General features: G+C 43.2%; 16 protein-coding genes. 12 read left to right on the top strand and 4 right to left on the bottom strand.

Going from position 1 to position 16,770, the window contains the following annotated elements; genetic code table 11:
- The first annotated feature begins 308 nt into the window (after positions 1-308).
- From exuR to uxuA, 6 genes are all read left to right on the top strand, one after another.
- Positions 309-1,082, top strand: coding sequence for a transcriptional regulator ExuR (exuR, locus tag ACRRSY_RS22370; protein ID WP_432455357.1), 774 nt, complete (start codon positions 309-311; stop codon positions 1,080-1,082).
- Between the two features lie 560 nt (positions 1,083-1,642).
- Positions 1,643-2,173, top strand: a complete 531-nt coding sequence (locus tag ACRRSY_RS22365) for a TRAP transporter small permease (protein ID WP_432455358.1) — start codon at positions 1,643-1,645, stop codon at positions 2,171-2,173.
- A gap of 44 nt (positions 2,174-2,217) precedes the next feature.
- The gene (locus tag ACRRSY_RS22360; RefSeq protein ID WP_432456122.1) at positions 2,218-3,531 is read left to right on the top strand and encodes a TRAP transporter large permease; all 1,314 of its coding nucleotides are present in this window, start codon (positions 2,218-2,220) and stop codon (positions 3,529-3,531) included.
- A gap of 27 nt (positions 3,532-3,558) precedes the next feature.
- Entirely contained in the window at positions 3,559-4,524 is a 966-nt protein-coding gene (locus tag ACRRSY_RS22355; RefSeq protein ID WP_432455360.1) for a TRAP transporter substrate-binding protein, read from the top strand.
- Positions 4,525-4,656: 132 nt separating this feature from the next.
- Positions 4,657-6,150: a mannitol dehydrogenase family protein gene (locus ACRRSY_RS22350; protein ID WP_432464059.1), complete on the top strand. Its 1,494-nt coding sequence runs from the start codon at positions 4,657-4,659 to the stop codon at positions 6,148-6,150.
- 77 nt (positions 6,151-6,227) lie between these two features.
- A complete protein-coding gene (gene uxuA / locus ACRRSY_RS22345; RefSeq protein WP_432455364.1) occupies positions 6,228-7,292 on the top strand; it encodes a mannonate dehydratase in 1,065 nt (354 codons plus the stop codon).
- Between the two features lie 81 nt (positions 7,293-7,373).
- On the opposite strand, the gene ACRRSY_RS22340 is transcribed toward uxuA, so the two are convergent.
- The 3 genes from ACRRSY_RS22340 to ACRRSY_RS22330 all read right to left on the bottom strand — a co-directional run bounded on the left by ACRRSY_RS22340 (position 7,374) and on the right by ACRRSY_RS22330 (position 9,667).
- On the bottom strand, positions 7,374-7,730 hold the full coding sequence (locus tag ACRRSY_RS22340; RefSeq protein ID WP_432464058.1) for a DUF6172 family protein: 357 nt from the start codon (positions 7,728-7,730) through the stop codon (positions 7,374-7,376).
- 190 nt (positions 7,731-7,920) lie between these two features.
- Positions 7,921-8,400: a DUF4234 domain-containing protein gene (locus ACRRSY_RS22335; protein ID WP_432455367.1), complete on the bottom strand. Its 480-nt coding sequence runs from the start codon at positions 8,398-8,400 to the stop codon at positions 7,921-7,923.
- A gap of 304 nt (positions 8,401-8,704) precedes the next feature.
- The gene (locus ACRRSY_RS22330) at positions 8,705-9,667 is read right to left on the bottom strand and encodes a MerR family transcriptional regulator (protein WP_432455368.1); all 963 of its coding nucleotides are present in this window, start codon (positions 9,665-9,667) and stop codon (positions 8,705-8,707) included.
- A gap of 386 nt (positions 9,668-10,053) precedes the next feature.
- Between ACRRSY_RS22330 and ACRRSY_RS22325 the strand changes: the two genes are divergently transcribed.
- The 6 genes from ACRRSY_RS22325 to ACRRSY_RS22300 all read left to right on the top strand — a co-directional run bounded on the left by ACRRSY_RS22325 (position 10,054) and on the right by ACRRSY_RS22300 (position 15,047).
- Positions 10,054-10,326, top strand: a complete 273-nt coding sequence (locus ACRRSY_RS22325; protein ID WP_432455370.1) for a type II toxin-antitoxin system HigB family toxin — start codon at positions 10,054-10,056, stop codon at positions 10,324-10,326.
- Between the two features lie 49 nt (positions 10,327-10,375).
- Positions 10,376-10,798 (top strand): helix-turn-helix domain-containing protein, encoded by a 423-nt coding sequence (locus ACRRSY_RS22320; protein WP_432455371.1) that lies wholly within the window; start codon positions 10,376-10,378, stop codon positions 10,796-10,798.
- A 437-nt stretch (positions 10,799-11,235) separates the two neighbouring features.
- Entirely contained in the window at positions 11,236-11,526 is a 291-nt protein-coding gene (locus ACRRSY_RS22315; RefSeq protein ID WP_432455373.1) for a helix-turn-helix domain-containing protein, read from the top strand.
- Positions 11,516-12,841, top strand: coding sequence for a type II toxin-antitoxin system HipA family toxin (locus tag ACRRSY_RS22310; protein WP_432464057.1), 1,326 nt, complete (start codon positions 11,516-11,518; stop codon positions 12,839-12,841). Before ACRRSY_RS22315 ends, ACRRSY_RS22310 begins: the two co-directional genes overlap by 11 nt.
- 72 nt (positions 12,842-12,913) lie before the next feature.
- Positions 12,914-13,918: a YecA family protein gene (locus ACRRSY_RS22305; RefSeq protein WP_432464056.1), complete on the top strand. Its 1,005-nt coding sequence runs from the start codon at positions 12,914-12,916 to the stop codon at positions 13,916-13,918.
- Positions 13,919-13,928: 10 nt separating this feature from the next.
- Complete coding sequence (locus ACRRSY_RS22300) at positions 13,929-15,047, top strand: hypothetical protein (protein ID WP_432455377.1); 1,119 nt, start codon at positions 13,929-13,931, stop codon at positions 15,045-15,047.
- 169 nt (positions 15,048-15,216) lie between these two features.
- Here ACRRSY_RS22300 and fic read toward each other — a convergent pair whose 3' ends face one another.
- Positions 15,217-16,320, bottom strand: a complete 1,104-nt coding sequence (gene fic, locus ACRRSY_RS22295; protein WP_432460489.1) for a protein adenylyltransferase Fic — start codon at positions 16,318-16,320, stop codon at positions 15,217-15,219.
- Positions 16,321-16,770 lie beyond the last annotated feature (450 nt).

The following is a 16,770-nucleotide window of genomic DNA, read 5'->3' as shown; positions in this document are numbered from 1 at the left end:
TTTTTGAGTATTTTGAGCATTTTTTTTACTCTGTTAAGGGGGACTGAGCTAAAATTAATTGGTTAGACCGATTGTATTTGGGGTTTCGCTTTAGATTTTCGATTTGTGCCCTTTTCTGGAGCCAGATGGCTCAGGCTAAGCTCAGCCCCCTGTCTTGAGTCGGTTTAAGGTGATTTAGAATAAATGGGCTGAAGCGTGGTTTTTAGTTTTTTTGAACCGCTGCAGGCATTGTCGCGATCAGGCTGTTTTGGTACGATAGCCTTGTCAATGTGGCTGTATCGGTCATTGTGCACATTTTGGGTAAATTGATGTCTGAATTTGAAATAAAACGTCTTTATCAGAAGATTGCCGCAGATTTAAAAGCGCAGTTAGTGAGTGGTAAATATAAGGTTGGTGAGCGTTTGCCTTCGGAGCGCGTGATCGGCGAAACCATGGAAGTGAGCCGTACGGTGGTGCGTGAGGCGATCATTATGCTGGAAATTGAAGGTTTTGTTGAAGTGCGTAAGGGCTCGGGCATTCACGTGATTGCCACGGACATGCCAAGCAATAACCAGAGTGCCGATAAAGCAAGTGAAACCTTATTGTTCTCCGGCCCTTTTGAACTGCTGCAGGCAAGGCAGCTATTAGAGAGCAATATCGCTGAGTTTGCTGCCTCTCAGGTGACCAAACAAGATATTATTGAGCTGAAAAAAATTCAGGCCAAAGCTCTAAAAGAAGATCGTCTCCGTGATTCTAAGTGGGATAAGCTATTTCATATTCAGATTGCCAAAGCGACGCAAAACTCAGTATTGCTGATTATGGTAGAGCAATTGTGGGAGCATCGAGAGCAGAATCCTTATTGGCTCAAATTACATGAGCACATTGATGAAAGTTGTCTTAATAGCTGGTGTTGTGATCATGAACAAATTCTAGATGCGCTGATCCGTAAAGACCCGCAAGCGGCTAAGTTAGCGATGTGGCAGCATCTTGAGAACACCAAGCAAATGTTATTTAACGCCACCATATTTGACGGTGATGACCGTTACTTATTCACTGATAATCCGGTGGTTGAGTTTCAACCGCTCAATATTGGTTTAGCCTAACAAAGCCGCTGCTATATTGGCGTCCAGATAGCTTGTGAGCTGTATTTCGGCTATATGTTTGTTGTTATTCCCCGTCTTTAATCAATCTACCGGGTTGCTCTTCTATTGTTTAAGTGAGTCTACATACAAGGAAGTATGTGGTTTTATTGGTGGCGAGTCGTCCTCTTGGCATGCGGGACTCTGTCTTGCTTGCAAAATAACAAAACTCAACTAAGTTTTACTAAGTCCTGCATCCATTTCTCTCCCATTTCGTGTATTTCATCGCAAAATTGATCATACCACTTTCCAAAATGAGACATAGACACTCTTCTATTTAGGGTAATTGGTATAACATGAGCGGGTATTGGAGTGACACGTCAAGCTTGTGAGTGGTGTTCTCCTATATGTAGTGATACCAATTATGACTCGCTGGGTCACAAATTTTGAAACTGTAGTTCAAATTTAACATTTGGTGTGAGCTTAAGCTCATATCCTCCCAGCGGTTTATGTTAGCTTTGCGGCTTTGGTGTTGAGTTTTTGAAGGAGTCTTGGCTATTTCTTCAAAATGGTAAGTAGGATACATGGAATTAACAATGATTATTTCTACCTTGAATCAGATCGTCAATCGCGTGTTGGCTACGGTTCTGATTATATTTATGGGGGCGATGATTTTAACGGTGGTTTGGCAAGTCTTTACCCGTTTTATTATCAACGATCCTTCAGTCTTTACCGATGAGCTATCTAGATACCTACTTATTTGGATAGGTATTTTAGGTGGGGCGTATACCTATTCAGTAAAACGGCACCTCGCTTTAGAATTAGTGATGCCGAAGTTGAATTTTAGAAATAGAAATTTACTGAGCATTTTTATTAATATATTGGTGATAACCTTTTCATCGATTGCGCTTATCTATGGTGGCAGCATGGTTGTGGCAACAACCTTACAGCATCATCAAATATCGCCTGGACTCGCTATTGGTGGAAATCATCTACTTATCGGCTACGTATACGTGGTATTGCCTTTGTCCGGTGTTCTTATTAACTATTACGGTTTGTTAGATATATTTGCTTCTATCGCGAATATCGCCTCTGGCAAGAAAGGTGATAAGTAATGACTTTAATTGATCTTATTTTCACTCAAGAATATATCAGCGTTATGCCTGATTATCTTTTTGACCTATTGCCTATTATTGTCTTGTTTGGCACCTTGGCTATCTTTCTTATCATCGGTATGCCAATTGCCTTCGCGATTGGTAGTGCTGCATTATTGACGATTTTTCTCGATTTCCCTATCGATAAAGCCTCGATACTCGTCTCGCAGCAGTTAGCAAATGGTTTAAATAGCTTTGGTTTATTAGCCTTACCGTTCTTTATTGTGGCCGGTAATTTAATGAACCGGGGAGGTTTAGCGGTACGCTTAATTAACTTTGCGATGTTACTTGGTGGTCGCTTACCAGGCTCTTTATCCCATGTGAATGTGATTGCCAACATGATGTTTGGTTCTTTGTCTGGCTCTGCAGCGGCAGCTGCCGCGGCTGTTGGTGGCATCATGGGGCCAATGCAGAAAGAGCATAAGTATCCGCGGGCATTTTCGACAGCTGTGAACGTGGCGTCATGCCCGACTGGCTTGTTAATTCCGCCGTCAAACATTCTTATTCTGTATGCACTTGTGAGCAGTACTTCTGTTCAATACCTATTTATTGCCGGATATGTCCCAGGTTTACTCATGGGCTTAGGTATCATCCTTGGTATCTTCATCTTGGGTAAACGAAATGGTATTCCTCAAGAAAAAATTGTTCAAACCGAAAAAACTTCTAAAGTTATTCTGGATGCATTGCCGAGCTTATTCTTAGTCGTGATTATTATGGGCGGTATCTTGGGTGGTGCTTTCACCGCGACCGAAGCTTCAGCCATCGCGGTGGTTTACAGCTTGATCCTCGGTTTTGCTTATCGTGAATTAAAAGTCAAAGACTTACCTTCAATCTTAATTGATAGCGTGTTAACCACTTCGATTGTATTACTGATGATTGCAACTTCTTCGGCCATGTCGTGGGGAATGGCGAATGCAGACATTCCAACTGCGATTGCTGAGTTTGTGTTGAATTACTCGACCAATCCAATTGTGATTATGTTGCTCATGAACTTGATTTTATTGGTTGTGGGCACGTTCATGGATATGTCACCAGCGGTATTGATTTTTACCCCGATATTCTTACCGATAGCGGTGCTATTAGGCGTGGATCCAATTCACTTCGGTATTATCTTGGTATTCAATCTATGTATCGGTATTTGTACACCTCCAGTGGGTACAGCTCTATTTGTAGGCTGTAGTGTATCTGGAAATAAACTGGGAGAAGTGGTGCCTAAGTTACTGCCCCTTTTCTTAATTATGGTAATAACACTCGGATTGATAGTGGTATTTCCTTCACTAACCATGTGGCTGCCTCACTTGGCAGGATATAAATCCTAATAATAAATTGATTAAGGACGTGAAATTATGAAATTTAAAAAACTCTTACTGGCTGGTGTGATTGCAGGGATGTCTTGTAGCTCGGCTGTATATGCAAAAACTTTGAAATTGGCTCACGCATTACCAACTGAGCACCCTGTTCACCAATCTTTGGATTGGTTCGCGAAAAGTGTGACCAAAGATAGTGACTTGCGAGTGAAGGTTTATCCAAATGGAACCTTAGGGAATGAAACAGCGTTATTGCAAATGGTTCAAAATGGCACCATTGCATTTACCAAAGTAAGTGCTGCGCCACTAGAGTCTTTCTCAAAGGCTTACAAAATTTTGTCATTGCCTTATTTATATCGTGATCTTGACCATTACAACAAAGTGTTAAATGGACCAATTGGCCAAGGTATTTTAGCTTCTTCTCGTGACCAAGGTTTTGTTGGTTTAGCGTTCTTAGATGCTGGTGCTCGTAGCTTCTACACAGATAAAGCGATTGTGACTCCTGCAGACTTGAAAGGCATGAAGATTCGTGTGCAAAACTCACCATTAGCGATTGATATCATCAAAGCGCTAGGTGCGACGCCGGTGCCACTTCCTTATGGTGAGTTGTACTCTGCTTTACAACAAGGTGTGGTTGATGGTGCGGAAAACAACATTCCGTCTTACTATTCTTCACGTCACTTTGAAGTGAAAAAAGTTTACTCTTACGACCGTCACACCATGGTGCCTGACGTATTGGTTATTTCTACCAGTGTATGGGATAGCTTGTCAAAAGCAGAGCAAGAAGCAGTACGTAAAGATGCGCAAGCCACAGTTGCAGTGCAAGAGAAAAACTGGAGCGATTACGTTGCTAAAGCTCGCACTGACTTAGAATCACAAGGGATTACCTTTGTTGAGAGTGATACTCCTGCATTCCAAAAAGCGGTTCAATCAGTTTATGAGAAATTTAAAACTGAAAACCCAGAGCTTGTTGGTATGTTGAATGATATTCAAAACACCAAATAATGATTTAGGCTTTTTTAGCTAAATTACTTCGAAGCAATACTCAACACTGCGCTTGGGTATTGCTTTATTTGTTTATATACGGACCTAAGCCAGCAAAGCTTTGCCTTTAACGCTGCTACTATTGAGGTTTTAATGAAACTAAATAAAAGCTCTATGCCGAGCGCGAACGCAGCAAGTAAACCTACGGAACAGAGCATGAATGCTGGGGTGGGCATGGTTCATCTTGGTTTTGGCGCATTTCATCGAGCCCACCAAGCTTTAATCACGGATACTTTGCTCAAAGAGCATGGTGGCGATTGGAAAATTGTTGGGGTGTGTAATTGGGGAGCGGCAGGTCAGTCAATCGAACAAACCGGCCCTGAAGCCAGCTTCGCTAACCAAGATAATCTTTATACCGTAGCGGTCGGCCAAGACGAGACACTTTCGCTGGCGATTATTGGTGCGGTAGAACAAGTACTTTTTAGTAACCAAGTGGATGCGATCCTTGGTTATATGACTCTGCCTTCGGTGAAGGTGGTGAGTTTAACGATTACCGAAAAAGGCTATTGTCATCATCCTGCGACAGGGCGTTTGAATCTAGAGCATCCACAGATCCAGCATGATTTGGCGCATCTAGGTGAACCGCATACCGCGATTGGCTTTTTAGTGGCAGCACTCAAAAAACGCCGTGAAGATAAAATTGCGCCTTTTACTCCCTTATCTTGCGATAACTTGCCGCACAACGGTGTGGTGTTGCAAAATATCATATTAGATTTTGCCAAGCAGCTGGACCCAAAACTCCATGATTGGATTGCCGCCGAGGTGAGTTTCCCGTCAACCATGGTTGACCGTATCGTGCCGCAAACCAGCACCGCAGATCAGCAGCGTGTTAATCAGGCTCTCGGCCTTGAAGACCAGCAATCGCTGGTTACCGAACCCTTCTTACAGTGGGTGATTGAAGACAAGTTCTGTAATGAAAGACCCGCTTGGGAAAAAACCTCAATCGACAATGTTATTATTACCGATGACGTGACGCCCTTCGAGAAGATGAAGCTGCGCTTACTGAATGGCACCCATTCGGCCATGGCTTATCTTGGTTATTTGGCGGGTTATCAAACCATTAACCAAACCATTCAAGATGAGGCTTATGAACGCTTCATTCGTTACTTAATGGATATTGAAATCAGCCCATCGCTGAACGTTGAGGGGATCAATCTTGGGCATTACAAAGACTCACTGATCGCCCGTTATAAAAATAGCGCCTTAAAACACCGTACTTGGCAAATTGCCATGGATGGTTCGCAAAAGATCCCGCCACGTTTCTTACAAACGATTGCCTATGGCTTACAGCACAATATTGAGAGTCCGGGTTTGTATTTGGCTTTGGCCGCTTGGATGAAGTATACCCGAGGGGTGGATGAACGTGGTGCCGTGATTGATGTTCGTGACCCCATGGCAGAACAGTTTGCCGACATTTGGCTGACCAATGAATCGGTCGAAGAAGTGGTCGAGGCGTTTTTGCAGTTAAGTGCAATTTTTCCACCTAAATTGGCCAAACAAGCCGCCTTTAAGGCGAACTTACTGCATGCATTAGAGTTGCTCCTTGAAAAAGGCGCTAAGCAGTCAGTCTACGATTTTAAATGTTAGCTTGTTGAATTGATGAGCTAAATAACGATTAAGGTTTGATCTACGCGAGTGAATTAAACCTGTCAGGAATATTCGCAATGAAAATGACATTTAGATGGTACGGTGAGGGCAACGATCAAATCACCCTTGACCAAATTAAGCAAATCCCTGGTGTGGAAGGCATCGTTTGGTCTTTACACGACATGCCTGCGGGGGTGTTGTGGGACGAGCAGCGGATTGCTGAAGTTGAACAGCAGATCAAAAAATCTGGCTTTAATATCGATGTGGTTGAAAGTGTCAATGTGCATGAAGATATTAAGTTGGGGCTAGAGAGCCGTGACCAATACATCGAAAACTACAAACAAACCCTGCGAGCGCTGGGCCGATTTGGTGTGAAGGTGGTGTGTTACAACTTTATGCCGGTGTTTGACTGGACTCGTACCGAGCTTTATAAAAGCTTACCTGATGGCTCGAATGCCTTATTCTTTGAGAAAAGTAAGATTAGCGAAATTGACCCCATCGAGCTGATTGAAACGATTTCTAAAAATACCGACGTGACCATGCCGGGCTGGGAGCCAGAACGCTTAGCCAATTTAAAAGAAACCTTTAAGCTATATAAAGATTTTACGGCGGAAGATCTCTGGAAAAACTTGCAGTACTTCCTTGAGCAAATTATTCCGGTGGCGGAAGAATGTGGTATCAAGATGGCGATCCATCCCGACGACCCGGCCTTCCCGATCTTTGGTTTACCGCGAATTATTATTAATAAAGAAAACATCCAACGTTTTCTAGGCTTGGTGGACAATCCTTATAACGGCTTAACCCTGTGTTCTGGTTCTTTAGGATCGGTGAACAATGATATTCCTGATCTAATCGATACTTTCCACGAGCGGATCCACTTCATGCATATTCGTAATGTGAAGCGCTTCGACAATGGTGATTTTATCGAAAGTTCTCACCGCGCCTGCGATGGTTCGATTGATATTGTACAAGTGGTGAAAATGCTCTACAAACATAACTATCAGGGTTATGTGCGTCCGGACCATGGTCGACATATTTGGGGAGAAGAAAAGTGGGCTCGCCCTGGTTATGGTTTGTATGACCGTGCCCTCGGCATCATGTATATCAATGGCTTATGGGACGCGTTAAACCACGAGACTTAAACGCGCGCTACTCTGTTCTGAACAAGGCCTTAATGGAGCTCCCATTAAGGCTTTTGATTGGAGAGTGCGCTAGCAGCACCTTTATCTTTCGGCTTCATCTTCTTTTGTTTCTTGTGCGACTTCTTCTGCAGCCTCATTGGTTTCGCTGAACAAGGGTTTTGGTGGACGTTGTGCGCCTCTGGCGATAATTTCTAGATAGAACGAAGGCAGTTGCTGCTGCTCTGCTTTATCCATGCAGGCATTAATTTGCGAGACATGAATTACCTCTGCCTCGGCTTCATTGATGCCGTATTTGCAATCAAAATCCCAAAAGTCATCACCCGCTGGCAAGGTTTTACCCTTCTCTCGCTTAATGTACTTTTTAGCATCATGTTTTGCGGCTTCAATAATGCGTGCCAGATTACGTTTGGGGTGACTTAACAGATAGGTTTTTTTCATGACAATCCTAGGACGTGAGCTTCAGGCTCGGGGGCAGATACTGTAATGATTCTAGGCTATAGCGCAAGGTTTAATCGAGTTTAGTTTAAAAGTAGCGCTTAATTTGCAAGGGCCGCCTCACGGATTCACGATGGGGTAAGCATTGCGAACCAGTGAAGGGCTGGTATTGTTGCTCTGTCTTAGCTGGTGTTTATCGATCTTCGGGGGGCGCAGCTGTATCTTGGTCTGCGCGTACCCACAAACAGACGTGATTGAGTCGATAGTTGATATAGAACGAGTTAAACACAAAGCACCAGAAACCATAGAACCAAAACTGGTGATCGGTTTTTGCAAAGTCGAAGGTAAGGTTGATGCGGTTGCGCACTTTAAAGGCCCAAACAACGACTAAAATGAAACCTAGCCAGTTAAGCAGTGCATCGGCCAAAACAAAGATAGGCTGATCCTTAAACCAAATCTCTTTGACTAGGCTCAATGGGCCGAGCCAGCACAACACAAATAGAGTCTCGACCAGAGTGTTATGAATGGCGGGCAAGTTATTGTCTAGTTGGTTCACTTTGTGGCTTAAGGCTTTGATGTAGTAGCCCGAATAAACCCCTAAAGTAATCGCAGAATAGAAAAATAAGCGCCATGTACTGATCATTTGCAGTTCTAAAAAATCATCTTTGGTCACAAACAATTCCTATCTAAATAAAGCGGTTAAATGATGCAAGTCATCTTAGAGTGACAGCTTGTGAGCTTAAAGTTTAACTATTTGGAAGTAAATGGAAAGATTGCATGTTTGAAGAGCGCGCTGCGTATTCTGCTGTTAGCGCTAAGAAATAGCAGTTTGAAGGATTTTATCGAGTAGAGTTTGCCGATTTTCTAGTGTTCTTTGTAATAGCCATCTGCCAACGCAGAAAGGCGCGCTTATTTATATGGGTATTATGGTGTCTGTTCTTTCCAGCCGTGCAGGGTTTGCTATAAGAGGCGTCGCATTACGCTCCTTTCTGTAGCACAAACATGTGGTAAGCAAACTCGCTTAAGTAGCGCTCATAAATCGTAATCTCTCGCTCTAAATCAGCAATGGCTGCTGAGTCCGGCAGGCTCGATTTGAGTTGCGCAACACGCGCTTTAAGTGGTTGGTAATAATTGAGCCAGGCTTGTTCACTTAGGGTGAAATGGTCAATTACTTCAAAGCCTGCTTGGCGCATTTGCGCCAAGCGTTTTGGTACTCTTTGCATATCGGGGTATTCTTGTTGCCAGAATGCCAAGGCCTCAGGGCTTGGGTTGTCGGTTAACCAAACCAAGTCACTGAGTACCATACAGCCATTCTCTGTAAGTAACGGTCGCCACTGTGTTAACGCTTGTTCGACCCCCATAATGTAAGCCGAGCCCTCTGACCAAACACAATCAAAGCTCGAAGCTGAAAACGGCAGTTCGGTCATGCTGGCGCAGCTCAGGGTAACCCGCGAGCCTAATTGTTGCTCAGCAAGGCGCTCGCCAAGTTCATCGAGGGCGCTTTGTTCGTTATCTACCGCGACAATCTGTGCGTTGGTATGTTGCTCTAATAACCGGGTAGAAAAGCCTTTACCACAGCCAATATCAATGATGCTTTGCGGCTCGGTGGGGAGTGATAACAAAGCCTTAAGCGAGTCATCATCGGTACCGGGCCCCCAGTGCTCTAAATTTTGGAACACCGTCATAAAGTCGGCCATGTATTGCTCGTGTGCGTTCATATCTTTTGACAACCATTTCAAATGCAAAGCCTGTTTTTCATTAAAGCCTTGCTGCCTTAACCAATCCAGATGAGCATCTGGCGCTAGTTGATTGGTCTGTTGATGCCAAGCTCGCAGTGAGCCTTCACCCAGTAGGGCCGCTAATAAGCCTCGTGCTTGCTGCTTTTGAGCGATGTCTTCATCCAACTGGCGTAAGCGTTGCTCCAACCGCGAGCGTTCCACTTTGGCTTCTAAGCAGGCCTTATAAAATGGGTCAGAGTCATTTTAAAATCACTAGCGCCTTTTAGTGCCTCACTCATTCACCTATAAGTGACGATTTAAGGGTAGTCTGAATTCCTAGCAAGTGAATACTTAAGCCTCAAAACACTAAATCACCACCCTTTTTAGTTTGAATAATTCGCTTAATCTAGGTTTGGATCTGAATGTAGATTTAAATAATAAACCCTTTGTAAACCAAAAGCTTGCAACGCTAATTATCTTTGCTGCTCATTGTTAACCACCACTAGTTACTTTGCTTCAAATTTGAATAATTTCTTGATGTTCACATATGGTGAACTAAACTTGGCTTAGGTATAGTGTTCACATATAGTGAACAGGCTGGATAGTACATGCACGTTATAAGTAAGCAACCTTTTGAAAATGCGAAAAAACGCTATCCAAACGATTCCGATGCACTAGATGCAACGTACAAGGTGTTAAAAGAGAGTAAAGCAAAAAGCCCGGATGAGCTACGAAAAGTATTTCCCTCATTAGACAACTTTAAATATGTTGATAAGTGGTGGGTGATTGATATTGGTGGTAACAACCTTAGGCTTATTGCATTTATCGAATTTGTAGGAAGTCGATGCTTCATTAAGAACATTGTCAGCCATGCCGAGTAAGACTGCATTACAAAGCAATACCGTGAAAAGAAGCTGAAAAGGTAACCCTATGTTAGATATCGCAGTTTTAGACAAAGTCGCTAACCAACTGAGCCAAGTCATGCCTTGGGTGAGTGGTATCTCTTCACCAGAGCAATATCAAGAGCTGATTGCCACGATGGAAGTACTTATCGAAGATTATGATGCTCATCAGCCAGTGATCGACTTGATGTTTCCGGTGATTGAAAGGTATGAAGCAGAAGCGGAACAGTTTAGTGAATTTAATCAAGCTATCGAAAAACTAGAGCCCGGCATCGCCATGCTAAGAGTTATCATCGATCAGCATCAATTGACCTTAAGTGACTTGAAAGAAGAGATTGGTGCAAAATCGACGGTATCAATGATCTTGAATGGGAAGCGCTCTCTAACACTCAACCACATTAAGGCACTATCGGCGCGTTTTGGTGTGCCAGCTTCATTGTTTATCGGTTAGTGGCCGTTTGAAGAGTATAAAAGGGGTCAGAGTCATTTTAAAATCACTAGCGATTTTTAGTGCCTCACTCATTCGCCTATAGGTGACGATTTAAGGGTAGTTTGAATTCCTGGCAAGTGAATACTTAAGCCTCAAAACACTAAATCACCACCCTTTTTAGTTTGAATAATTCGCTTAATCTAGGTTTGGATCTTCTCATTGATTAATAATTTAAAATCAAACAACCATCAATTTAACCACTTGTAATTCGCCTCTTAGATACAAGCCTATTAGGCGATTAATCGCTTTAACTCAACCTCTTGCCTAACGCAAAGTATCAGCTTTTACTATCCTTCTCCAGTCATGTGATTATCATCCATATTTTTATGGATATTACTGTATCCATAAATAAGAAGGTATAGCTATAATAGACATCATTGTATCCATTTAGGCTGCGCATGAACTTTTCACTTTTAGATGACACCGATGTAAGCCAAGCTTTTGCTACTCATCTGCGGGGCTTACGCAAACAAGCGAAGCTATCGCGAGAGGCACTGGCACTGCGCAGTTGTGTCCCTGCTTCGACCATAAAAAAGTTTGAACTCACCGGACAAATCTCATTTCGTCAGCTGCTGCTTTTGTGGCAGTCGTTGGATTCACTAGACAGGTTTTATCAACTGACACAAACCACGACTGACCGTACCGCTTTACCGACCAGTATAGAAGAGGTGCTTAAAGATGAGCTTTAAATCCATTCAAAAGTTGAATGTGGAGCGCACTCTCACAACGGGCGAAACTGTATTGGTGGGTATATTAGCGCAAAATCGCCAAGGTGTTTTCTTTCAGTACGATGAAAGTTATCTAAGCAGGTTTGGCAATTTATCTCCTTTTACGCTTCAAGGTGATACGCGATTACAGCAAGCACCGAAAGAGCCTCACCAAGGCATTCACGGCGTGTTTGGTGATAGTCTTCCCGATGGTTGGGGGTTGCTGTTGCAAGATCGTGTGTTTCGCCAACAAGGTATAATACCTGCACAAGTAACAGCAATGGATAGACTGGCGTTTGTTGGCCAGCAAGGAATGGGGGCATTGTCTTTTACCCCTGTATCTGAGTTCTCATTCGATCAGCGAACAGATATTGATTTAGCAACACTGGGCTTAGAAGCGCAAACCTTATTTGACCAGTCCACTCTTGACTACAAAGAGACTGACGATTTAGACGGTAGCACTCAGCAAGTGTTCGCCGCATTAGTCGCTGGTGGTAGTTCGGGTGGGGCAAGACCAAAAGCGCAAATTTATATGCCTGCTGGAGACGCGACGCAATGCCGCACCTATGCACAGCCTCGTGATGAAGCATGGTTAGTTAAGTTTACTTCGAAGAACTTAGCGTTGGGCCATGAAGAAGGTTTATGTGAAGCGGCCTATTTACAAATGGCTGAGCTGGCAAAATGTCAGCCACCGACTTGGCAGTTAATTGAAGCGCCAGCAAGTAGCGGCGCTAAAGCATGGCTTGCGTTAAAGCGTTTCGATTATTTACCCGCGCAGGAGAAGGCTGGGCGTTTACATATGCACAGTGCCTGCGGCTTATTGGATGCCGACTTTCGAAGCCCGAGCTTAGACTACAGCGATCTAATTAAAGCCAGTCGTCAACTGTGTAAGTCACCTGCTGCCGGGCAACTTCAATTTCGACGCGCAATGTTTAACTTATTGGCCGGGAACCAAGACGATCACAGTAAAAATTGGGGCTTTTTACAAGCCGATGATGGCAGTTGGCAGCTCGCACCATTTTACGATGTAACCTTTAGCCCTCACCCTTTTAATGAACATGCCACCGCCTTTGCTGGGTACGGAAAAGCGCCACCACTCAAAGTGATGCAAAAGCTAGCGGCCAGTGCTGGCTTTGCTAATTGGAAGGAAGCGCAGCAATGTATTCAAGAGGTAGTGGATGCCATTAGTCTGTTTAGGCAGCTTGCTGAGCCACACGGGGTGAGTAAGGCCACTGTGTTAGCGATAGAAAAAACACTCGCAGAGCGTAAGCAAGAAAATTCGGCACTTTTAGCTTGAGATGATGTTGGTTTGAGGTGACGTTTTTTAACGTGACGTAGCATTAAGATAAATAAGACGAGTAGATAAAACATGAAACCAGGTCGAAATGAACCTTGCCCTTGTGGCAGCGGTAAAAAATACAAACGTTGTTGCATGAACAGTCTCTCTAAGCAGCACGCATCTATGCTGGATGATATTGAGCAAGTAGTCGCAATGAACCCTAACTTATCTTTAGAAGAACTCAATATCGTTGCAGAACAAAAAATGAAGGCGGCTAATGAACGGCCTCATCCTGACTTTTGTGGCCTTTCGCCAACACAAATGAGTAATTGGTTATATGCGCCTTTCAGTGAGTTGGAAGGGGTACTAATACACACGCCAGACGACCTTAAGGCCTGTCCTGTGATGCGTTACTTAACATTGATATTAGATGAAGCGATGCAAAACGATGGCTCGTTTAAAGCCACCACCAAAGGCAACTTGCCAACAAAAGTCGTTAAACAAGCCAGTGAATTGTTGCCAGAGTTTGCCGTTGCTCAATTCGAACGTGACATCAGTATCAGCGAGTTTGCGGGTAGTAACGAAGATAAGTTTAATGCATTGCATTACACCCGAGTGCTAGCAGAGATTGCAGGTATCATCTATCGTCGAAGTGGGCGCTATCATGTTAAAAAAGCAGCTCAAAAGCAGTACCTAACGCATGGTATACAGGCGTTCTTTATCCCCATGCTCGAAGCTGCAAGCTCTCAGTACAATTGGGGCTACCTAGATGGCTGGGAGCACGATATTGACCTAAGAACCTTCTGGTTGTTTATGCTGTGGCGAATACAAAGCCATAACAGTTTGGAGCAGCTTGTTAAAGAGGTGATGACAGCTTTTCCTGATTTGCAACAGGCTTTCTCTACGGATGATTACTTCTCGCCAGAAAGAAACTTAAGCATGCTCATCGAAAATCGGTTTATTGAGCGATTTTTACAGTTTTGGGGATTTATTATCATCGATCCGAGATGTTATTTAAACGGTGAACTTGTCGCCAGAGTGGTTCAGGTTCAGCCTTTGTTAAAGCAAACCTTTCAATTCACCATCAATTCATAAAAAGGTTATCGTGAGCGAATATCAATACTATCGATTTGAGTGTCTGGATGGGCACTTAGACAGTAAAGCGCTCCAAGCGCTCAACGTTATTTCAAGCCGTGCCAACATCACGGCAAGGTCTTTTCAAGTACATTATAACTACAGTGATTTAAAAGCAGAGCCGAATGAGCTGATGCTAAAGTACTTTGATATCGGTTTTTATTACGCCGACTGGGGCTCTATCTATGTTTACATTAAACTGCCCGCAGGGACGATACGGGATGCGATGTTTGAGTTTTCAAGCGACGAACTTTATCTTCATCAAACTGACGAGTGGCAACTACTTGTTTTCTCCATTGAGGAGTATTACGAGTATTTTGATGATGAAAGTGCAGAAGATTTTTTCCAACATTTAGCAGGCTTACGCAGTGCGTTAATTCAAGGTGATTGGCGTCTTTTGTATTTTATGTGGCTTAAAGAGTTTGACTCGAATAGCGAACTTGAAGCAATACCTTTAATTCAGTTCGATTTTCAGAATATCAATGAGGGATTATTGGCTTTTGCTGCACTTTACAGTATCCCTTTCACTCTGGTTAAAGCGCTTTCTATGATGCTTAAGGCTAAGCCAAGTCACCAAGCCAAACAAAGCCAGTTTCAGTTGGACACATGGCTAAATAATCTCACAGAGGCAGACAAAAACGCGTTGATAAGCGCAATATTTGAACAAGGCCAGTTAACCCGTCACCAAGCCTTAGCCATGACGCGAAAAGAATCTGCCAATAACGATGAAAGCTATCAGTATTGGTTAACGCCCGACGTAATTGCCCCTTATATTGAACAAGCAAAAAACCAATTACAGCAAGAACAAGCCGAAGCATTCGCTAAAAAATTAGCTATCGAAAAAGCGGAAAAAGAAAAAGCGCAGACAGAGATTTATCGCCAGCGTGAGCACTACTGGCAGCAAGTACAAGAGCAAGCGAATCGAACCTGCGCCAGTGGTTACGATGAGGCTTCACGCTATCTGCATCAACTGTTCGAAGCCTACCAGTTTAAAGCGGATGAAGCGGCGTTTGAGCAACGCTTTAAGCGCTTTGTTGTGGCGAATAATAGCCGTAAAGCGCTGTTAAACCGGTTAAGTGATTTGCTTTAAACGATCAGGTTATAGAACGGTCATAGAGTGTTAGAAAAACTCGCTCAGCATGGATTACCTGAAAGGTTATATACCCACCTTTAGGTCTACAGATTGTTACCTATAAAGTAAGGTTGAGTAGACCTCGGGATCCTAGTTAAGGTTTTTCTACCATCTCACACTTTTACGCTCAAAAAGCGTTGAGACTATTACTATCTTTTGTCATTAACGTCATCAATCGCGGGTGTACAAATAATTTTTCCTTACCGGAATTTATTTCTTGCAGCACACCAATATCCGCTAACTGCTTTAAATACGTTGAAGCAGTTTGGCGTTTTGCAATGTCACGTTCAACTAGATTATTGATACGGCAGTAGGGTTGTTCAAAAATAAGCTGAACAAGCTCATAGCTATATATTTTAGGTAGCTGTGCTTTTATGTAATCGGTTGTACTTTCCATAAGTGCCCTAATCGCTGTGATTTTATCACTAGTCCATATGGCAGTTTGCTCGACACCTTTTAGCATAAATAACAGCCAATCTTCCCAATTCTGATCTTTGGTCACTTGGTTCAATAGGCGATAATAGTCTTGTTTGTTATGAACGATGAAACGGCTTAAGTACAAAATAGGTAGCGTTAAAAGACCGCATTCAATAAGGTACAAAACATTTAAAATACGTCCTGTTCGACCATTCCCATCATAAAATGGGTGTATAGCTTCAAATTGATAATGGCTAACAGCCATCTTTATTAATGGATCTATATCATCGTCATCATGAAGAAATCGCTCCCAGTTAGTTAACAAGTCGCGGATAACGTTCTCTCCCGCAGGCGGGGTATAGATAATTTCTCCAGTCGTCTGGTTGCCTATAAAAGTCCCCGGTACTTTACGAATATCCATTTCGGAGTGCTTTAACGTACTACATACTTCAATGGTAGTCGCTGTGCAAAGCGGCTTTCTTTCAAGTTGTATATAACCTTGATATAACGCTGTTCTGTAGCGTAAAGCTTCCTTTGTTGCATGATCAGCGCCTTTATCTTCTAGCGCATACTGAAAAAGCTTATCGGTAGTGGTGACAATATTTTCAATTTCTGAACTGTCTTTTGCTTCCAGCAAAGGCAATAAGTTAATTAGCATGCTTTGGTTAGGTATGAGTTCCCCTGCCTTTTTTAATTCTGCTACAGCGGCGCGTGCAGAAATACAGGCTTTCAGAACGGCCTTCGTTTCTATGGAATTTAGATTTGGCGGCAATGTGGGTAATTGGTTGTAAGGTTGCTCTGCTTGCCAGGTCATGTTTAAATTTCCAGTTTATATCGACATAAATGAACTACTGGGTCAGTTTATGTCGATTAGATCGACATATCAATTTTATATGTCGATTTTTTGCTGTTTTTTCGACATGACTTTCTTGTATGTCGATACACTCGACATATCAAGACTTAATCAATACGACTCACCAAAACTGAGTTTTGGGTAGGACGTTTCAAAGTAATACGCCATCCCTTGGGCATCTGGGGCGGTATGGGCAAAGCCTTAATTCACGCCATTTAGCCAGACACCAACCCTGCCCACATGGCATTAATTACTTGGGGCATTATGTAAAAACTGGGCAGGTCGTTACTGGTACACTCAGAAAGCTGCACTATCTGGGCATGCTGTATGCCGTATCTGCGACCAAGCTAAGTTGGACTTTATCCAACTGCGGGCGTAAATCTGGATCTAGGTACCTTTATGCAATTGCGG

Source organism: Agarivorans sp. QJM3NY_33 (genome assembly GCF_050870865.2).
In the GTDB taxonomy this organism is placed as follows: Bacteria; Pseudomonadota; Gammaproteobacteria; order Enterobacterales; family Celerinatantimonadaceae; genus Agarivorans.
Note: the sequence above shows the minus strand (reverse complement) of the source record. Positions and strands in the feature narration are given on the sequence as shown.

Excerpts from the sequence above, each read along its gene's own strand:
- exuR (WP_432455357.1), top strand. The coding sequence starts at position 309 with ATGTCTGAATTTGAAATAAAACGTCTTTATCAGAAGATTGCCGCAGAT.
- ACRRSY_RS22365 (WP_432455358.1), top strand. The coding sequence starts at position 1,643 with ATGGAATTAACAATGATTATTTCTACCTTGAATCAGATCGTCAATCGC.
- ACRRSY_RS22360 (WP_432456122.1), top strand. The coding sequence starts at position 2,218 with ATGCCTGATTATCTTTTTGACCTATTGCCTATTATTGTCTTGTTTGGC.
- ACRRSY_RS22355 (WP_432455360.1), top strand. The coding sequence starts at position 3,559 with ATGAAATTTAAAAAACTCTTACTGGCTGGTGTGATTGCAGGGATGTCT.
- ACRRSY_RS22350 (WP_432464059.1), top strand. The coding sequence starts at position 4,657 with ATGAAACTAAATAAAAGCTCTATGCCGAGCGCGAACGCAGCAAGTAAA.
- uxuA (WP_432455364.1), top strand. The coding sequence starts at position 6,228 with ATGAAAATGACATTTAGATGGTACGGTGAGGGCAACGATCAAATCACC.
- ACRRSY_RS22340 (WP_432464058.1), bottom strand. The coding sequence starts at position 7,730 with ATGAAAAAAACCTATCTGTTAAGTCACCCCAAACGTAATCTGGCACGC.
- ACRRSY_RS22325 (WP_432455370.1), top strand. The coding sequence starts at position 10,054 with ATGCACGTTATAAGTAAGCAACCTTTTGAAAATGCGAAAAAACGCTAT.
- ACRRSY_RS22320 (WP_432455371.1), top strand. The coding sequence starts at position 10,376 with ATGTTAGATATCGCAGTTTTAGACAAAGTCGCTAACCAACTGAGCCAA.
- ACRRSY_RS22315 (WP_432455373.1), top strand. The coding sequence starts at position 11,236 with ATGAACTTTTCACTTTTAGATGACACCGATGTAAGCCAAGCTTTTGCT.
- ACRRSY_RS22310 (WP_432464057.1), top strand. The coding sequence starts at position 11,516 with ATGAGCTTTAAATCCATTCAAAAGTTGAATGTGGAGCGCACTCTCACA.
- ACRRSY_RS22305 (WP_432464056.1), top strand. The coding sequence starts at position 12,914 with ATGAAACCAGGTCGAAATGAACCTTGCCCTTGTGGCAGCGGTAAAAAA.
- fic (WP_432460489.1), bottom strand. The coding sequence starts at position 16,320 with ATGACCTGGCAAGCAGAGCAACCTTACAACCAATTACCCACATTGCCG.